Origin of the sequence: Vibrio barjaei, assembly GCF_001639065.2 — a bacterium.
Taxonomy (GTDB): Bacteria; Pseudomonadota; Gammaproteobacteria; order Enterobacterales; family Vibrionaceae; genus Vibrio; species Vibrio barjaei.
In genome coordinates, this window is sequence record NZ_LQXO02000006.1 from 22,045 (window position 1) to 36,592 (window position 14,548).

At 46.7% G+C, this 14,548-nt stretch carries 18 protein-coding genes; 14 read left to right on the forward strand and 4 right to left on the reverse strand.

The features are described from left to right. Positions 1–4 precede the first annotated feature (4 nt). The 4 genes from fliQ to AWH66_RS02790 are packed head-to-tail and all read right to left on the reverse strand — an operon-like array spanning position 5 to position 2,178. Positions 5–274 carry a flagellar biosynthesis protein FliQ gene (gene fliQ, locus AWH66_RS02775; RefSeq protein ID WP_006074299.1) on the reverse strand — a complete coding sequence of 90 codons (270 nt, stop codon included), beginning with the start codon at positions 272–274 and terminating at the stop codon, positions 5–7. Further along, positions 271–1,008, reverse strand: a complete 738-nt coding sequence (gene fliP, locus AWH66_RS02780; protein ID WP_063604519.1) for a flagellar type III secretion system pore protein FliP — start codon at positions 1,006–1,008, stop codon at positions 271–273. The genes fliQ and fliP overlap by 4 nt, the downstream gene beginning before the upstream one ends. Positions 1,009–1,034: 26 nt before the next feature. Beyond that, positions 1,035–1,418: a FliM/FliN family flagellar motor switch protein gene (locus AWH66_RS02785; RefSeq protein WP_063604518.1), complete on the reverse strand. Its 384-nt coding sequence runs from the start codon at positions 1,416–1,418 to the stop codon at positions 1,035–1,037. After that, the gene (locus AWH66_RS02790) at positions 1,411–2,178 is read right to left on the reverse strand and encodes a flagellar motor switch protein FliM (protein WP_063604517.1); all 768 of its coding nucleotides are present in this window, start codon (positions 2,176–2,178) and stop codon (positions 1,411–1,413) included. The genes AWH66_RS02785 and AWH66_RS02790 overlap by 8 nt, the downstream gene beginning before the upstream one ends. 170 nt (positions 2,179–2,348) lie before the next feature. Between AWH66_RS02790 and AWH66_RS02795 the strand changes: the two genes are divergently transcribed. From AWH66_RS02795 to fliF, 14 genes are all read left to right on the forward strand, one after another. Further along, on the forward strand, positions 2,349–2,696 hold the full coding sequence (locus AWH66_RS02795; RefSeq protein ID WP_006074303.1) for a flagellar basal body protein: 348 nt from the start codon (positions 2,349–2,351) through the stop codon (positions 2,694–2,696). A 24-nt stretch (positions 2,697–2,720) separates the two neighbouring features. Continuing rightward, positions 2,721–3,149 carry a flagellar basal body rod protein FlgC gene (gene flgC, locus AWH66_RS02800; protein ID WP_006074304.1) on the forward strand — a complete coding sequence of 143 codons (429 nt, stop codon included), beginning with the start codon at positions 2,721–2,723 and terminating at the stop codon, positions 3,147–3,149. A gap of 45 nt (positions 3,150–3,194) precedes the next feature. Further along, the gene (locus AWH66_RS02805; RefSeq protein ID WP_063604516.1) at positions 3,195–3,860 is read left to right on the forward strand and encodes a flagellar hook capping FlgD N-terminal domain-containing protein; all 666 of its coding nucleotides are present in this window, start codon (positions 3,195–3,197) and stop codon (positions 3,858–3,860) included. A gap of 129 nt (positions 3,861–3,989) precedes the next feature. Next, the gene (gene flgE / locus AWH66_RS02810; RefSeq protein ID WP_063604515.1) at positions 3,990–5,216 is read left to right on the forward strand and encodes a flagellar hook protein FlgE; all 1,227 of its coding nucleotides are present in this window, start codon (positions 3,990–3,992) and stop codon (positions 5,214–5,216) included. 4 nt (positions 5,217–5,220) lie between these two features. After that, a complete protein-coding gene (locus AWH66_RS02815) occupies positions 5,221–5,955 on the forward strand; it encodes a flagellar basal body rod protein FlgF (RefSeq protein ID WP_038229749.1) in 735 nt (244 codons plus the stop codon). A gap of 11 nt (positions 5,956–5,966) precedes the next feature. Then, positions 5,967–6,752 carry a flagellar basal-body rod protein FlgG gene (gene flgG, locus AWH66_RS02820; RefSeq protein ID WP_063604514.1) on the forward strand — a complete coding sequence of 262 codons (786 nt, stop codon included), beginning with the start codon at positions 5,967–5,969 and terminating at the stop codon, positions 6,750–6,752. A 129-nt stretch (positions 6,753–6,881) separates the two neighbouring features. Then, positions 6,882–7,514 (forward strand): flagellar basal body L-ring protein FlgH, encoded by a 633-nt coding sequence (gene flgH, locus AWH66_RS02825; protein ID WP_063604539.1) that lies wholly within the window; start codon positions 6,882–6,884, stop codon positions 7,512–7,514. A gap of 2 nt (positions 7,515–7,516) precedes the next feature. Continuing rightward, positions 7,517–8,641 (forward strand): flagellar basal body P-ring protein FlgI, encoded by a 1,125-nt coding sequence (locus tag AWH66_RS02830; RefSeq protein ID WP_083399949.1) that lies wholly within the window; start codon positions 7,517–7,519, stop codon positions 8,639–8,641. Beyond that, entirely contained in the window at positions 8,641–9,237 is a 597-nt protein-coding gene (locus tag AWH66_RS02835) for a rod-binding protein (RefSeq protein WP_063604512.1), read from the forward strand. The genes AWH66_RS02830 and AWH66_RS02835 overlap by 1 nt, the downstream gene beginning before the upstream one ends. Continuing rightward, on the forward strand, positions 9,237–10,616 hold the full coding sequence (gene flgK / locus AWH66_RS02840; RefSeq protein ID WP_063604511.1) for a flagellar hook-associated protein FlgK: 1,380 nt from the start codon (positions 9,237–9,239) through the stop codon (positions 10,614–10,616). Before AWH66_RS02835 ends, flgK begins: the two co-directional genes overlap by 1 nt. A 10-nt stretch (positions 10,617–10,626) precedes the next feature. Further along, positions 10,627–11,511 carry a flagellar hook-associated protein FlgL gene (gene flgL / locus AWH66_RS02845; RefSeq protein ID WP_063604510.1) on the forward strand — a complete coding sequence of 295 codons (885 nt, stop codon included), beginning with the start codon at positions 10,627–10,629 and terminating at the stop codon, positions 11,509–11,511. A 125-nt stretch (positions 11,512–11,636) separates the two neighbouring features. Further along, positions 11,637–12,437, forward strand: a complete 801-nt coding sequence (locus tag AWH66_RS02850) for an OmpA family protein (RefSeq protein ID WP_240495593.1) — start codon at positions 11,637–11,639, stop codon at positions 12,435–12,437. A 21-nt stretch (positions 12,438–12,458) separates the two neighbouring features. Then, positions 12,459–12,842, forward strand: coding sequence for a flagellar hook-basal body complex protein FliE (gene fliE, locus AWH66_RS02855; RefSeq protein ID WP_063604509.1), 384 nt, complete (start codon positions 12,459–12,461; stop codon positions 12,840–12,842). 14 nt (positions 12,843–12,856) lie between these two features. Beyond that, complete coding sequence (gene fliF / locus AWH66_RS02860; protein WP_063604508.1) at positions 12,857–14,530, forward strand: flagellar basal-body MS-ring/collar protein FliF; 1,674 nt, start codon at positions 12,857–12,859, stop codon at positions 14,528–14,530. The last annotated feature ends 18 nt before the right edge of the window (positions 14,531–14,548 follow it).

The window sequence follows — 14,548 nt, forward strand, 5'->3', positions numbered from 1 at the left end:
GCGATTACCCAACTTTGGTTGGAATCGCATCAAAGATAAACAGAAACAGGTCGCTGATTTCCTGTAGCAGCCAATGCCCCGCCAAAATGATGGAAAGTAAGGTCACCAGAAGCCTTGGAAGAAAACTCAGCGTCTGTTCATTGACTTGGGTAACAGCTTGGAAGATGGCAACCACTAAGCCGACGATAAGGCTGGGTACAATCAGCACAGAGACCATCAGGATGATGACCCATATGGCTTGGCTGACGAGCGTGACGGCTTCTTCTGGGCTCATCCGCTAATCCAAAAACTATTGGCAAGGCTACCCATCAGCAAGCCCCACCCGTCAACGATGACAAAGACTAAGAGCTTAAAGGGCAAGGAAACAATGAGTGGCGAAAGCATCATCATACCCATGGACATCAGTACAGACGCGACAACGAGATCGATCACTAAGAACGGCAGAAACAGCATGAAACCAATTTGAAACGCCACCTTTAACTCACTCAATAAATAAGCGGGCAGTAATATTAAGAAGGGGATGTCTTCATCAGAGGCGAGGGTTTTCTCTCCGGCTATTTTCGTCACTTGCTCGAGCGCTTTACGTTGGGTTTGGTCCAGCATATAACGGCGTAGCGGTTTTTCTGCCGAGGCCAAGGCCTCAATTAGGGTAATGTCGTCGGTGGAATAAGGAACATAAGCCGTGTCGTATATCTTGGTCCAGACAGGGCGCATAATCAGCAAAGTAAAGATTAGGGCGATACCAATCAAGACCTGATTAGGAGGCGTTTGCTGTAATCCTAAGGCTTGGCGTAAGATCGCTAACACGATAACGATCCTCGTGAAACTGGTGCACATGATGACAAACGCTGGCACAAAACTCAGCATCGTCATCAAAATCAGAATTTGCAGCTTAACGCTGTATTCAGTCCCTTCTGATGTGTTGGTTTCACTCAATATAGTCAGCCCCTCTGCTTGCGTAGGAGAGAACCAAAAAGTAAGCACCATCAGTAATATTCGTATTGGCATTGTCGTCCTTGAGCTCGCCCAAACAGCTACTTGCTAGGTTTTTTTATAATGCTCAGCAACCTAACGCCATATTGACCATTCTTTGAGACGATTTCGCCAGTACCAAACGCAGTACCATTGATTTTGATATCGACCGGGTCACCTTCGTGTTTCTCTAGCATGACTACGCTGCCGGCTTTCAAATTGAGCAGCTCATCTAGGATTAACGTTTTACGAGCAACTTCTACCGTGATGTCGACAGGAATGCTTTTCAGTAGAGAGACATTGCTGACATCACTTTGCTCAGCTTCGAATTCAATATCGTCTGTAAGGTCGTCCAAATCCAAATCATCCAGATCTGGCAATTCTTCGTGTAAGTTGAGGTCGCTCATTGAATTGTCAATGGGCGGAGTTTGTTTATCGCTAGCCATCGATTTCTACTCCTAACTCAGAGTTAATAGATTGAAGTTTGCCAAAAAAAGTTGGGTGCCCATTCACTTTGACCGTTAAGTTTTTACATAAGGTCATGGGCATAAAATCACCGGGTTGCAGTTTGGACAGCTCGTGCAGCGTGCACTGTCCGTGGAGCATTACACACCCCAATTCAACCGGCTGATATCGCAAATTGTTTAAGATTTCCTCTCTATCGAAAGTTTCGTTACTTTCCATCACGTCACGCAGCTTCTTAACGTATCTATCATCCAACATAAAAGTGATGTCGATTTGTTGCTCATCGAAGCTGAAAGTGATGGTAGTACCAATGTCTGAAGGCTGATGATCTGTATGATCAACAGCGTAATGGCTGGCATCAGCGGTAAGGGTGTTAGTGATCGCCATAGTGAGCTTTTGAAACAGTCTCAAGTGAGTTTGAGTGAGTGCTGTGTCACCACTGTTTCTCTTCGATTTTCGGGTAGGTGAAGGAGTGTTCAAGTGTTTGTATAGCAGAATATCGGCAGCATGTGGCTCGATAAAGAAAAAAACCTGACCGAAGTCTTCGATGTTTAGCACTGTTTTGATGCTGTTTTTAGGCGGTTTGTGTGCCTCTGAAAAACTGGCCTTAACGTGTCGACAAGAGAAGTTAAATTTAAAAATATCAACAACTTCATTAGAGAAATGCCCGGCGTGTTTGAGCAAGAACTTACGCATCTTAATACTCGGGTTGCCGAACTCTGTTAACGAACATTCTTTCATGTCAAGTCCTAATAATTACTATTTGTGAGCGTTCTCAAATTTGACACGCTAATTATTCCTAACTATAGGTTATAGCATTCTCATTTCAACTTGGGTTGAGTGAGAAATACACAAAACTATAACGACCTATTTTGCTTGTAATTCGGGTCGATGATGGATGAGGCTAGGGCATGATTCACTTAGACGATGCACTTGGAGTTCACCCCAAGATAGTGCAGTTTCGTTTGGACAGAGCAGCGGTATTAAGCTCGAATATTGCCAATGTGGACACCCCAAATTACAAGGCAATGGATCTAAAGTTTGATGCAGTATTGAGTGGTATTGGTAACAGCAAAGACTGGTATATCGATACCTCGGCACAATACCGGATTCCAGTGCAAAGAACGCGAGATGGCAATACCGTTGAGCTCGAAAATGAACAGGCAAGATTCGCCAAAAATGTGATGGACTATCACCAAAGCTTGGCATTTCTGCAGTCGAAAATTAACGGTATCAAAACGGCCATCAAGGGCCAGTAAGTGAATTGATTAGGTAGGGACACCATGTCATTCTTAGGTATCTATGAGACGGCGGGCTCGGCAATGAGCGCTCAGACCGTCAGGCTTAACACTATCTCCAGTAACTTGGCGAACGCCGATTCTGTTTCTGGTGACCCTTCAAAAGTTTATAAACCACTCAAACCGATATTTTCAGCGGTTTACAACCATTTCAATGCACAAGAAACCCAACATCAGGGTGTGGTACCAATTCGCATTGCCGACGTTGTTGAAGTGTCCTCGATGATGGAGGGACGCTATGAACCAAACAATCCTCTATCAAATGACGAAGGTTATGTGTACTACTCAGGAATCAATGTCGTCAACGAGATGGCAGATATGATCTCGGCGACTCGTAGCTTTGAAGCCAGTGTCGAAGTGCTTGGTAACGTCAAGTCTATGCAGCAATCACTAATGGGACTGTGGCGCAGCTAGCAGTGCCCTGCTATTGCGAATCAGTGATTTCTAAGGAACGTACCTATGACGACTATATCCGGAGCGGCGCAGGTCAATAATATTGAGTCTGCGTCAACATTGCCACCTCAAGAAAACCCAAATAGTGCTGGGGCGCTAAAGAATGAATTTATCACCTTGATGGTGGCGCAGATTGAAAACCAAGATCCGTTGAACCCGACCGATGGGACTGAATACGTTGCGCAGTTGGCGCAGTTTTCTCAAGTAGAGAGCACAGAGAACCTAGTTCAGCTGATGCAAAATAACACTACGATGCTCGATAACTTGCAAGTTTTGAGTACCGCAGCCTTGGTGGACAAAACAGTCACCGTGAAAAGTGACCAACTAGCAGCATCGGGGGAGGGTACACATACAGGTTATATTCAACTGCAGGCAGCCTCCAATACTGTGACTGTCGAGTTAGTGAATCACCTTGGGCAAGTGAGAACTGTTGCGTTAGGCCCCAATAGTGCAGGGCGTGTTGATTTTGCTTTTGATGCCAAAGCGATGGGGCTGAATGGCTCGTACCAAATGAAAGTGATATTGGACAGTGGACAAAATTACCAGCCAGCGATTTATCAGCATGGCAAGGTTGAGCAGGTGACAACACCGCTTGTAGGTGGAACAAGTCATCTGCAAGTGCAAGGAGTGGGTTTGGTGGCGTTTTACGACGTGGCGGCCTTCTCTAATTAAGTTGTATTTTCGCAAGTATTTTTGGTCTTTGACCTTTTTTAAGTTTTTGTAAGTAAGATGACGGCTGTCGTTCTCCGCTAACCAGAGAGTTAGCGGAGATAGCCTCTTTTGAATGAAGAGGATGACATTATGAGCTTTAGTATTGCACTGAGTGGGCTAAATGCCTCTAACTCAGAGCTCAACACTATTTCCAATAATATTGCTAATGTTTCAACAACAGGCTTTAAGGAGTCGAGAACCGAATTTGCGTCGGTTTACAGTGGGAGTGAAGCTGGTGGCGTTGAAGTAGTCGGTGTGTCGCAAAACTTTGAGAAAAGTGGCACGGTAACAGGCACTGGGCGTTCACTGGACATGGCCTTGAGTGGCAATGGGTTCTTTGTTTTAGAAGACAGCAAAGGGCAAACTCTTTATACCCGCTCGGGTATTTTCAATATGAATGCCGACGGTGTTATCACCGCCAATAGTGGTGCAGCGCTGCAAGGTTACTCGGTGGATGGCAATAATAATCTGCTTTTGGGTTCAGTCGGCACAGTACAAATCAGCACAGCTTCACTGCAAGCAAGAGAGACCGACAGTATCGAGTTTGTAGCGAATTTAGATGCGCGAGAGCAAGTACCCGCGTCGGCATTTGATTACAGCGACTCTTCCACCTACAACCATTCTTACACTACCCCAGTTTATGATTCGTTGGGCAATCCACACACAGTAAGTCAGTACTTTGTGAAAGGTGCTTCCAATGACTGGGATGTCCACGTTTTAGTGGATGGCCAAGCAATAGATGGGACCGATGCTCTGGTTCCTGCTGGCTCTCCAACTACGACCGATAGTGCTAACTTTACCTTTAACGCAGATGGAACCATTGCATCAGGGGGGAACTATAGTGTGAGTTTTGACCCTGCTAATGGCGCAAACGGCGTGACAGTCAATATAGATTTATCGTCGGTTACTCAGTTTGGTAGTGACTTTGTGGTGTCCAAAAATAGTCCCAACGGCTATACCTCCGGTGATTATGCCAGTGTTCGAATGGAGAATGATGGACGTATTTTTGCTACCTACACCAATGGGCAATCTCAACTACAAGGACAAGTAGTACTCGCTGACTTTGCGGCTCCTCAAAACCTGATCAAAACCAGCGATACCGCATGGCTACAAAGCTTTAGTTCCGGAACTCCAGTTTTAGGTACAGCAGGTAGTGGCGTGTTCGGTGATTTAACGTCAGGGGCTTTGGAAGGCTCAAATGTGGATCTGACTTCTGAGTTGGTGGCTTTAATGACCGCACAGCGTAACTATCAAGCCAACACTAAATCGATCTCAACCTCAGATCAGTTAACACAAGCGCTATTCAACGTGGTGTAGGACTATGAATCCAATACTGTTTAGTGCAGCGAAAGGTGCTGAGCGAACCATGCTCGCTCAGCACGTTCGCGCCAACAACCTCTCTCATGCCGACACGGTCGGGTTTAAGGCCCTGATGGAACATTCGTCACCAATGCGTTTGGAAGGTTCAGGATTTTTAACTTCCGTGACTTCTAGAACCAACTCGTCGATTAATAACTTTGCGCAAGGTGAAGATATTCGCACCGAGCGCCCTTTGGATGTCTCTATTAATGGCGATGGGTTTATTACCTTAGAAGGTTTGGATGGCGAACCGAACGAACTGTATACCCGAGCGGGAAATTTTCGATTGGATGGCAACGGTCAGCTTTATCTTGGTGAGCGCCGTGTTATGTCAGTCGAAGGCCCTATGGTTCTGCCCGATTTTGAGTTTATTACCGTTAGTGCAAACGGCCTGATTTCAGTGACTCCGATTGGTGGAGAAGCCTCGGTCGAGGTAGGGGCGCTCAAGTTAGTCAAGCCTGAATACGATGAGATGACCATGCACGCCAGCGGCCATTTTGTTCCTAAAGGAGGAGGCGTGTTAGCTGAAGACTTTACGGTTCAAGTTCGTTCTGGGTATCTAGAGGCGAGTAACGTATCAAGCCTCGAAGAGTTAGTTAGCATCATGTCACTCACTCGACAATATGAAATGCAAATTGAAGTCATGGCGTCAGCCGATGAAATTGCTCAGATAGGGAATAAGCTGCTTAAAGCCTAAGGAAGAAAATTATGCACAGTGCTTTATGGATATCCAAAACAGGGATGGCCGCACAAGATGCGAAAATGACCGCCATTTCTAATAACTTAGCCAATATCAATACCGTCGGTTTTAAGCGAGATCGTGTGGTATTCGAAGACCTATTTTACAGCGTCGATAAGCAGGCGGGTACAGAAACCACCGAGTTGAATGAACATCCCACAGGGATTCAGTTAGGTAATGGTGTTCGTGTGGTGGGGACAGAGAAAGTCTTTACTCAAGGCAATGTTCAAAACACCAACCAGCAATTTGATTTAGCCGTACTCGGCGACGGTTTTTTCCAAATAGAGAATTCGGACGGCGAGCTTCTTTACACGCGAAATGGGCAATTTCAAACCAATTCAGATGGGCAGTTGGTCAATACACAAGGCTATCCACTCATCCCTGAAATTGTCATTCCGCCAGAAGCCACGTTAGTGAGTATTACTGCTGATGGCGTAGCAACCGCCACGATTCCGGGGCAAGTAAACCCAGAGGCGTTAGGCCAAATTACCATAGTGAAATTCATGAACCCAGCGGGACTCGCTGCGCAAGGTGGTAACTTATTTGCTGAAACGGAAGGCTCTGGGGAAGCGGTAGAACTAGTGGCAGGAACCGAGGGGTCAGGACAATTAAAGCAAGGCGCGCTTGAGGGCTCTAATGTGCAGGTGGTGGAGGAAATGGTCGACATGATTGCTACTCAGCGAGCCTATGAAATGAGCGCCAAGATGGTCAGTGCAGCTGATGAAATGTTGCAATACATTGCTCAGCAGTCATAGCGACAGTGGGAAGCAGGCATGAGGGAGACTGATATGGAAAAGCAAAAAGCGAATAAAGCGCGGCTTGCAAAGTCTCACGCGATTGGTGTGCTTTATTACATCGCAGTTGTCGCACTTCTGGTCGTGAATATGATTGGTTGCGCGGGTCGGCAGGATGAATTTATCCCACCGTCTCCCAATGATGAAGCGTATGCTCCGCCGGAGTTAGACTATCAGGTTACACGAGTCAGTAAGGGCAGTTTGTATACAGGAACGACGGCCATGACCTTGTTTCAAGACCGCCGAGCTTATCGAGTGGGAGATATTCTCACTGTCATGCTCGATGAGAAAACAGAATCTGATAAAAGCGCTTCGACCCAATATGGCAAAGACTCCAGCGCGACGATTGCTGCACCGACACTAGGTACGACTACTTACACCGAAGGCAGTGCGGCTCTTGATGCAACACGTGATTTCGATGGCGCAGCGGCATCCACGCAGGGTAATAGCTTGTCAGGCTCTATCACGGTAACGGTTTACGATGTTCTGCCCAACGGTGTGCTTAGAGTTCGAGGGGAGAAATGGCTGAAACTTAATCAAGGCGATGAATACATTCGACTCACGGGGAATGTGCGAGTGGATGACATTCAAGCCGACAATACACTTTCTTCTCAACGCATTGCGGACGCGCGTATTACATACGCAGGCAGAGGAACTTTTGCCGATACCAATACCGCTGGCTGGTTGACTCAGTTCTTTAATTCACCTTGGATGCCATTTTAATGATGAAGTTGAAATGGCGTTACCTCATCCATTTGTTGTTACCTTTGTGGGTACTTAGCTGGGCATCATCAACTTTGGCCGCAAGAGCGATTGCTGAAGTAGCGGAGGTCTACGGCGACAGACAAAACCAACTGATTGGATACGGCTTGGTGGTTGGGCTAGATGGCTCCGGTGATAAATCGCAAGTGAAATTCACCCAGCAGTCTGTGGTGAATATGATCAAACAGTTTGGTGTGCAACTTGACGACAGCACCAACCCTAAACTGAAAAACGTTGCTGCGGTGAGTGTGACTGCCGCGGTTGAGCCACATCAAGGAGCGGGTCAAACCCTGACCGTAACGGTGTCTTCGTTAGGGGATGCCAAAAGCCTGCGCGGTGGGACTTTGTTACTTACTCCACTTCGAGGTATTGATGGTGAAGTTTATGCGGTGGCTCAAGGTAGCTTGGTAGTTGGCGGGTTTAACGCTACGGGTGAAAACGGCACCAGCGTGACTCGAAATACTCCGACCGTTGGCCGCATACCCAATGGCGCGACCTTAGAACGAGAAATCTCAACCGGTATTGACCGGGATCCAACGATTCGTTTGCAGCTCAAGCAGCCCAACTACGAAACGGCACTGAACATTTCCAAAGCCATCAATCAGACATTTGGCGGGCAAGTTGCGAAGGCGCTCAATAAAGGCCAAGTTGAAGTGTCCGCACCTATTGATAGCGAAGACAGAGTGATGTTTGTTGCGATGATTCAAGAGTTGCAAGTCGAAGAGGGCCGTCGTTTGCCTAAGGTGGTGTTCAACTCGCGAACAGGTACTGTAGTGATCAGCCAGAATGTGACGGTTTCCGAGGCGGCGGTAAGTCAAGGTGGAATTACCGTGACAATTTTAGAATCCGAGTCGGTGTCACAGCCGGGAGGCGCGTTCAATACTGCGGGTGAAACGGCCATTGTCCAAAATACTCAAATCAGCGTCGATGAAGATGACGGCACGACAATGGTGTGGCCTCGTGGTACCAATCTGCAAGAAATCGTCGATGCGATTAATAATATTGGCGCTACTCCAGAAGCGTTGATGCAAATCTTACAAGCGCTGGATGAAGTAGGTGCTATCAACGGCGATTTGGTGGTGATCTAATGCTTGATTCAAACGCACTGGTTTTAATAACCCAATTACCGAGCCAAGTTCCTTTCACAGTAAAGCAGCAGTGTGAAATTAAGCCTGGGATAGAGAACGTTGCATTCACCAAAGCTGGCATATCCGTAGTGGCGTCGTCATTACATTCGCCGAGCCCTGCACAAGCGCAAACAGCGAGTTTTGAAACCTTGATGGTTGAAAGTTCGCAACGAGCTGGGCTGGCAACTTTCTCCGAACAACGGTCGGTTCCTGCTCATACGCAGGCGAGCCAACATGTCGCGAATTTCTATTTAGACAATCATGCCTTAGCTCAAATGAAACACGACAATTCTGGAGCAGGATTGCTGGCTGCTTCGCAGCAATTTGAGGCGTTATTTCTGCAACAAATGCTCACTCGTATGCGCTCTGCTAGTGAGGCAATGAGTGATGACAACAACCCGCTGTCCATGAAGTCGGATGGCATGTTTCAAGGAATGCTCGATGCCCAATTGGCGCAGCGTATTAGTCGCCAATCCTCATTCGGGCTCGCCGAGATGATATTCAAGCAATTGTCATCGCAAGTTCCCAACCGTCCTCTAAATAAGGAGAGTAAATAATGGGAATGGTCAATATTGGACTCAGTGGTGTACTCGCTAATCGTGTGGCGTTAAACACGACGGCGCAAAATACCGCCAACGTGAATACACCGGGTTATAGTCGCCAGATAGTCAGCTTAGAAGCAACATCATCTGGAAATTTCGTCAACGGGATCAATTTGGGGGCGGGTGTTGAAGTGGGCGATATTATTCGGATTGCCGAGCAGTCTTCCATTAATCGTTTACGCGAAGCTACCGAATCGGCGCAATATTCACAAAGCTATTTTGACGGTTTATCCAATATTGAAAATCTGTTGGGTGCTGACGGTTTGAGTTTAACGCAGGGTTTGAATGGCCTTTTTGCCGCGATTGATGAAGCCAGTGTGACCCCAGAGAGTATTGCATTTAGACAACAAGTGCTCACTAACGCCGATGCGTTGGCACAGCAATTCAACTCAGTTTCAGCTCAACTTAGTCAACAAGAGGCGGCTCAAAGCGAACGATACGGAGCCATCGTTTCTCATGTAAACAGCCAGCTTGAAAGTATCGCGGCTCTGAATCAAAAACTTCAAGAAGAGGCGCTGCTCGGTAAGGGTGTGGCAGGACTACAAGATGAGATGGACAAACAGCTTAACGAACTCTCAAAGTCGCTGGATGTGCAAGTGATATACACCGCAGGAGGTGTTGAGTTATCCACGCCTAATGGACAGCCGCTGGTTATTGGCGGTTTTTCGGCTTCACTAACTCGCGACTTTTCGAGTGGTGACCCTTATAGCACCGACCTTTCAATTACTTTCCAATCAATGACGACTGCGGTCGATGACTCGCTAGGTGGAGAACTTGGTGCGCTAGAAGCCTTAAAACTGAGCCAATACGAGCCGATTAAATCGACATTGGCCGATCTAGCAAAAGGGCTCGCCGATGGGGTGAATAATGCCTTAAATATGGGCTTTGACCTTAACGGAGGCGCTGGGCAAAGCTTATTTACTTACACGGCGGGAAGTGAGGCGCACTCGCTTGCTATCGACCCTGCAATTAGTGCACAAGAGCTTGCGTTCTCTTCCAGTGCGGTGCTCTCCGGAAACGGTGATGTTCTCAAAGATCTTTCCATGTTATCTCAGACACCATTAACCAATGGATCTGTTGTTGGTGAGACACCTTATAGCGCTTATGCGGGGTTGTTGGGAGACATCGGTATTTTTACTCGACAAGCTGAAAGTGAAGCGACAGCAGCACAAATTAGCGTGGAAGATGCGCAGGTCGCCAGAGATAGTGTCAGCGCAGTGAACTCGGATGAAGAAGCCGCGAACATGTTGCTTTATCTCAATGCCTATGAGGCAAATATGAAAGTGATAAGTACGGCCAATCAAATGTTTCAGACCTTGTTAAAAGCGTTTTAGGAGAGCAGTGATGCGAGTAACGGACTCACAATTTAATGCTGTTATGCAGCGTTCGCTAATGGATAACAACATTCGTCTCAATAAAGTGTTTGAGCAGATGTCGACTGGGTTGAAGCTCAACCATCTCTCCGATGACCCGATTGCGGCGGTGCGCCTTGAAGGACTAAAAAAGACGGTCTCTGATAATCAGCAGTATCAGCGCAATATTGAGAATGTGCAGTCTCAGCTTACTCGCTATGAAACCAATGTGAATACGTTAGAAGAGCTGTCCCAACAGGTCAATGAGCTACTACTACAAGGCAAGAATGGTACTTTGGATGCACAAAGTCGTGCTGGGATAGTACTAGAGCTTAAGTCGCTGAAAACAGAGATGCTCACGACGTTAAATCAAGCGAATGATGGAAGCTATTTGTTTTCAGGCACAGATATAACAAACCAAGCCATATCGACAACACCGCCTTATACCTTAAACAGCAATTCAGATTATCGTGAAACCAAAGTTGGCGATGATCAATATGTCCCAAGCAATTTAACCATAACAGATATTATCGGCACCAACGCTATCTTTACTGACTTGGACAATGCAATAGCAGAGTTGGAAGCTTCGACTGCTGGGTTTACGGCAGCGTTAGATAGTGCGCTCGATACCAACCAGGATTTGCACCAGAGTTTGTTAGTGTCTTTGACAGATATTGGTAGCCAATACAACGCGTTAGATAGACTCAAAGAAACCAGCATTGATATGGTGTTTTTTGCCGAAACGGTACGCTCAGAACTGGAAGAGTTAGACTATGCAGAAGCTTCAGTTGAACTTAACCAAGGTATGATTGCCCTAGAAGCCACGCAAAAAACCTTCGCGCGCGTCGCCGGTATTTCTTTGTTTGACTTGATATGAGAAGCGATTTGGCTAAACCTCGTCATACAAGGCTACCGAATTGGTTCGGGGCTCGACTACTGTCTATGTCCGGGGCCTTGTGCTTAATTCGTTTGATGATAGTTAGCCTGATAATAGCTAACGTGATGATACCTACTAAGGCTCTTGCTCAGCGCTATATTGTCCCGTTTGATAGTGTGCAATGGCAATTTAATCAATCTGTTGACCAGTGTGTCTTGCAGTCTTTCGACCCTCATACTGGTTTTTCAGTGCAGTTTGTTCTACTGGCTGCCAACCCTTTACAAATCAAAGTAGAGAAACGTGGTGTACGCTCGCTCCCTTCTTCTACTTCGTTTAACACCACAGAGCCGGTCTGGGGTATTTCTAAATCCTATACCACAACCACCATTGAAAAGATCCAACAACAAGGTTCCGCTTTAGTCACGGTAGATGGTGCGACGCTGCTACTAGAAGACATGGCAAGTGGTGCTTGGTTTAACATTAACGCTATGGATTTTGATATCTATTTCCCGACCACTAATTTCAGACCCGCATTAGATGAATTTAACCACTGCCGTTTTGGTTTGCCTCCCGTGAACTTTCAACATGCACGTCGCGTTGAATTGCATTTTCAGAGCGGCGCTGTGGCCTTAACAGAACTGCAAAAACGTACCATTGATGACATCAGTTCTCTGGTAAAGCGCGACCCAAAAATCGTTAAGATTTTGATAGATGGTTATACCGATAATTCAGGGGATTCGGTGGCGAATCTGCAAATTTCAAAACAGCGTGGGTCAGATGTTGCGCAGTGGTTCGTTGAAAATGGGGTGTCGAAAAAGATGATAGAGATACGCGGACATGGTGACCGCTACCCTAAATATGACAACACTACTGAAGAAGGCCGTGACAAAAATCGTCGCGTAGAAATTCGATTGGTACGTAAGTGATGCTGCGATGGAGAGCGAGTAATGGATAAAATCAGCGCAATGCAAATACAACAAGAGCTCATTGGCAAAATGCACAATCAGCAACAAATCGCGACCAATCCTTTTTCCAATCAAACGATGGTCTCGACAGCGGTGAAGGGCGTTATTCATGACAATACCCAGGTCAACCCAGCTTCACAGAGTGCATTGCAGTTCAGCCATGCGTTAAAAGGGGTGCTTGATACGGTGGACAAATACCAAGCTCACGCGTCTGACAAGATAACCGCCGTAGAATTGGGAAAAAGTGATGACCTTTTAGGCGCAACTGTGGCGTCGCAAAAAGCACAACTGTCCTTTAACGCATTGATGCAAGTGCGAAACAAAATGGTGTCGAACTTTCAAGACATCATAAAGATGCCTATTTAGGCTAGGGAACGGCGATGGCTGCAGAATTAGAAACAAAACCAGCGTTAGCCAACAATATGGGAGCGGCGAAAGAGAAGCTCAACAAAGCTTCTGGCTGGCTCAATACATTTTGGCAAAGCTCGCAACGCAACGTCATTATTATCACCATATTCGCCACGATTACGGCGGCGATCATTGTCATTATGCTGTGGACATCAGCAGAGCGGTTTCGACCGCTGTATAGCAAGTCAGCCAACTTTGATTCTAGCCAAGTTTTGCAGCTCCTCGACGAAGAATCGATACGCTACCAGCTCAGCCAAGATGATGGTCAGATATTGGTTCCGGAAGGTGATGTGGCCAAAATTCGCATGATTCTGGCGTCAAAAGGGTTAAAAGAACAACTGCCAAGTGGCTTTGATTCGCTCGATAGCTCAAAAAGCCTTGGTGAAAGCCAGTTTATGGAAAATGCCCGTTACCGTCATGCGTTAGAAGGGGAGTTAGCGCGCAGTATAACCACTATGAGTGCGGTCAGCTTAGCCCGTGTGCATCTCGCTATTCCGAAAGAAAGCTTGTTTATGCGTGAAGACGGGGAGCAACCAAGAGCGTCTGTTATCGTCCACATCATTAATGGAATGGATCTCAAACCGACTCAAGTTGAATCGGTGATCAATTTGGTATCTGGGGCCGTCATTGGTCTTAAGTCGGAGCATGTGAGAGTCGTTGACCAGCACGGCCGCCTATTATCTAACGATGCCACCGTTGGAGATATCACTGTCACCACAGGTAAGCAATCTGACTATAAACGTAACCTAGAGAGAACTTTGGTTGCGCAAGCCACCGACATGCTGACCCCAATTCTAGGTGCCAGTAATTTCCGAGTTCAAATCGCTAGTGATATTGATTTCTCACGCATTGAAGAGACAGAAGAGATTTATGCCGATCCGGTGGTGCGAAAGGAAACTCTACTTAACGACATTAATGAGTCCTCAATGGCATTGGGTATTCCGGGCGCGTTGAGCAACACGCCCCCAGTGACCGATGGCGAGCCTCAGCCGGAGCCAAACGCTAAGGTGAATCGCAGCGAAACGTCACGAGATTATGCGGTGAGTGGCAAAGTACGTCATATCCAACATCAACAGGGCGTGTTACAAAACCTGTCTGTTTCTATCGTCGTCAATGACTTGGTCAACGTCAATCAAACCTGGACTCCGGAAGAGCTTACCAATGTCGAAAATGTGGTTCGCTCTGCGATAGGGTTCAGTGAAACGCGCGGTGACACCATACACATCACGCATTTTCCGTTTGTGGTTGCCAGTATTCCAGATCAAGCCCCCGTAGCATGGTTTGAAAACACCAATATTATGCAGCCACTCAAGTATCTATTGGGTGTGATGTTGAGTGGTTTAATGATCATGGTGGTCTTGCGCCCGCTGGCTCAATATTTAACGAAGTCCGCTGAGCAGGAGGAACAAGAAGCCGAGAGCATGGAATACGATGATGTGATTACTAAAGAAGAGCGAGCAGCAGAAGCGGCCTTACAGTCGAAACTGGAATCATTAGGCATTGATGCTACGGGTATCAAAGCGTTGGATGACAATTTACCATCGGCCGATAGCCCATTAGAGGTGCAGATAAAGCACCTGAAACTCATCGCTAAAGAAGACCCAAATCGAGTAGCTGAGATTTTACGAACCTGGATTCAGGCATAGATAAAAGGATTATCAGAG

Coding starts and splice junctions, on each gene's coding strand:
- AWH66_RS02835 (WP_063604512.1), top strand. CDS start 8,641: ATGCTTGATTCAAACGCACTGGTTTTAATAACCCAATTACCGAGCCAA.
- flgL (WP_063604510.1), top strand. CDS start 10,627: ATGCGAGTAACGGACTCACAATTTAATGCTGTTATGCAGCGTTCGCTA.
- flgG (WP_063604514.1), top strand. CDS start 5,967: ATGCACAGTGCTTTATGGATATCCAAAACAGGGATGGCCGCACAAGAT.
- AWH66_RS02790 (WP_063604517.1), bottom strand. CDS start 2,178: ATGAAAGAATGTTCGTTAACAGAGTTCGGCAACCCGAGTATTAAGATG.
- AWH66_RS02830 (WP_083399949.1), top strand. CDS start 7,517: ATGAAGTTGAAATGGCGTTACCTCATCCATTTGTTGTTACCTTTGTGG.
- AWH66_RS02850 (WP_240495593.1), top strand. CDS start 11,637: ATGATACCTACTAAGGCTCTTGCTCAGCGCTATATTGTCCCGTTTGAT.
- AWH66_RS02815 (WP_038229749.1), top strand. CDS start 5,221: ATGAATCCAATACTGTTTAGTGCAGCGAAAGGTGCTGAGCGAACCATG.
- AWH66_RS02795 (WP_006074303.1), top strand. CDS start 2,349: ATGATTCACTTAGACGATGCACTTGGAGTTCACCCCAAGATAGTGCAG.
- fliE (WP_063604509.1), top strand. CDS start 12,459: ATGGATAAAATCAGCGCAATGCAAATACAACAAGAGCTCATTGGCAAA.
- flgE (WP_063604515.1), top strand. CDS start 3,990: ATGAGCTTTAGTATTGCACTGAGTGGGCTAAATGCCTCTAACTCAGAG.
- flgK (WP_063604511.1), top strand. CDS start 9,237: ATGGGAATGGTCAATATTGGACTCAGTGGTGTACTCGCTAATCGTGTG.
- flgH (WP_063604539.1), top strand. CDS start 6,882: ATGATTGGTTGCGCGGGTCGGCAGGATGAATTTATCCCACCGTCTCCC.
- AWH66_RS02785 (WP_063604518.1), bottom strand. CDS start 1,418: ATGGCTAGCGATAAACAAACTCCGCCCATTGACAATTCAATGAGCGAC.
- flgC (WP_006074304.1), top strand. CDS start 2,721: ATGTCATTCTTAGGTATCTATGAGACGGCGGGCTCGGCAATGAGCGCT.
- fliF (WP_063604508.1), top strand. CDS start 12,857: ATGGCTGCAGAATTAGAAACAAAACCAGCGTTAGCCAACAATATGGGA.
- AWH66_RS02805 (WP_063604516.1), top strand. CDS start 3,195: ATGACGACTATATCCGGAGCGGCGCAGGTCAATAATATTGAGTCTGCG.
- fliQ (WP_006074299.1), bottom strand. CDS start 274: ATGAGCCCAGAAGAAGCCGTCACGCTCGTCAGCCAAGCCATATGGGTC.
- fliP (WP_063604519.1), bottom strand. CDS start 1,008: ATGCCAATACGAATATTACTGATGGTGCTTACTTTTTGGTTCTCTCCT.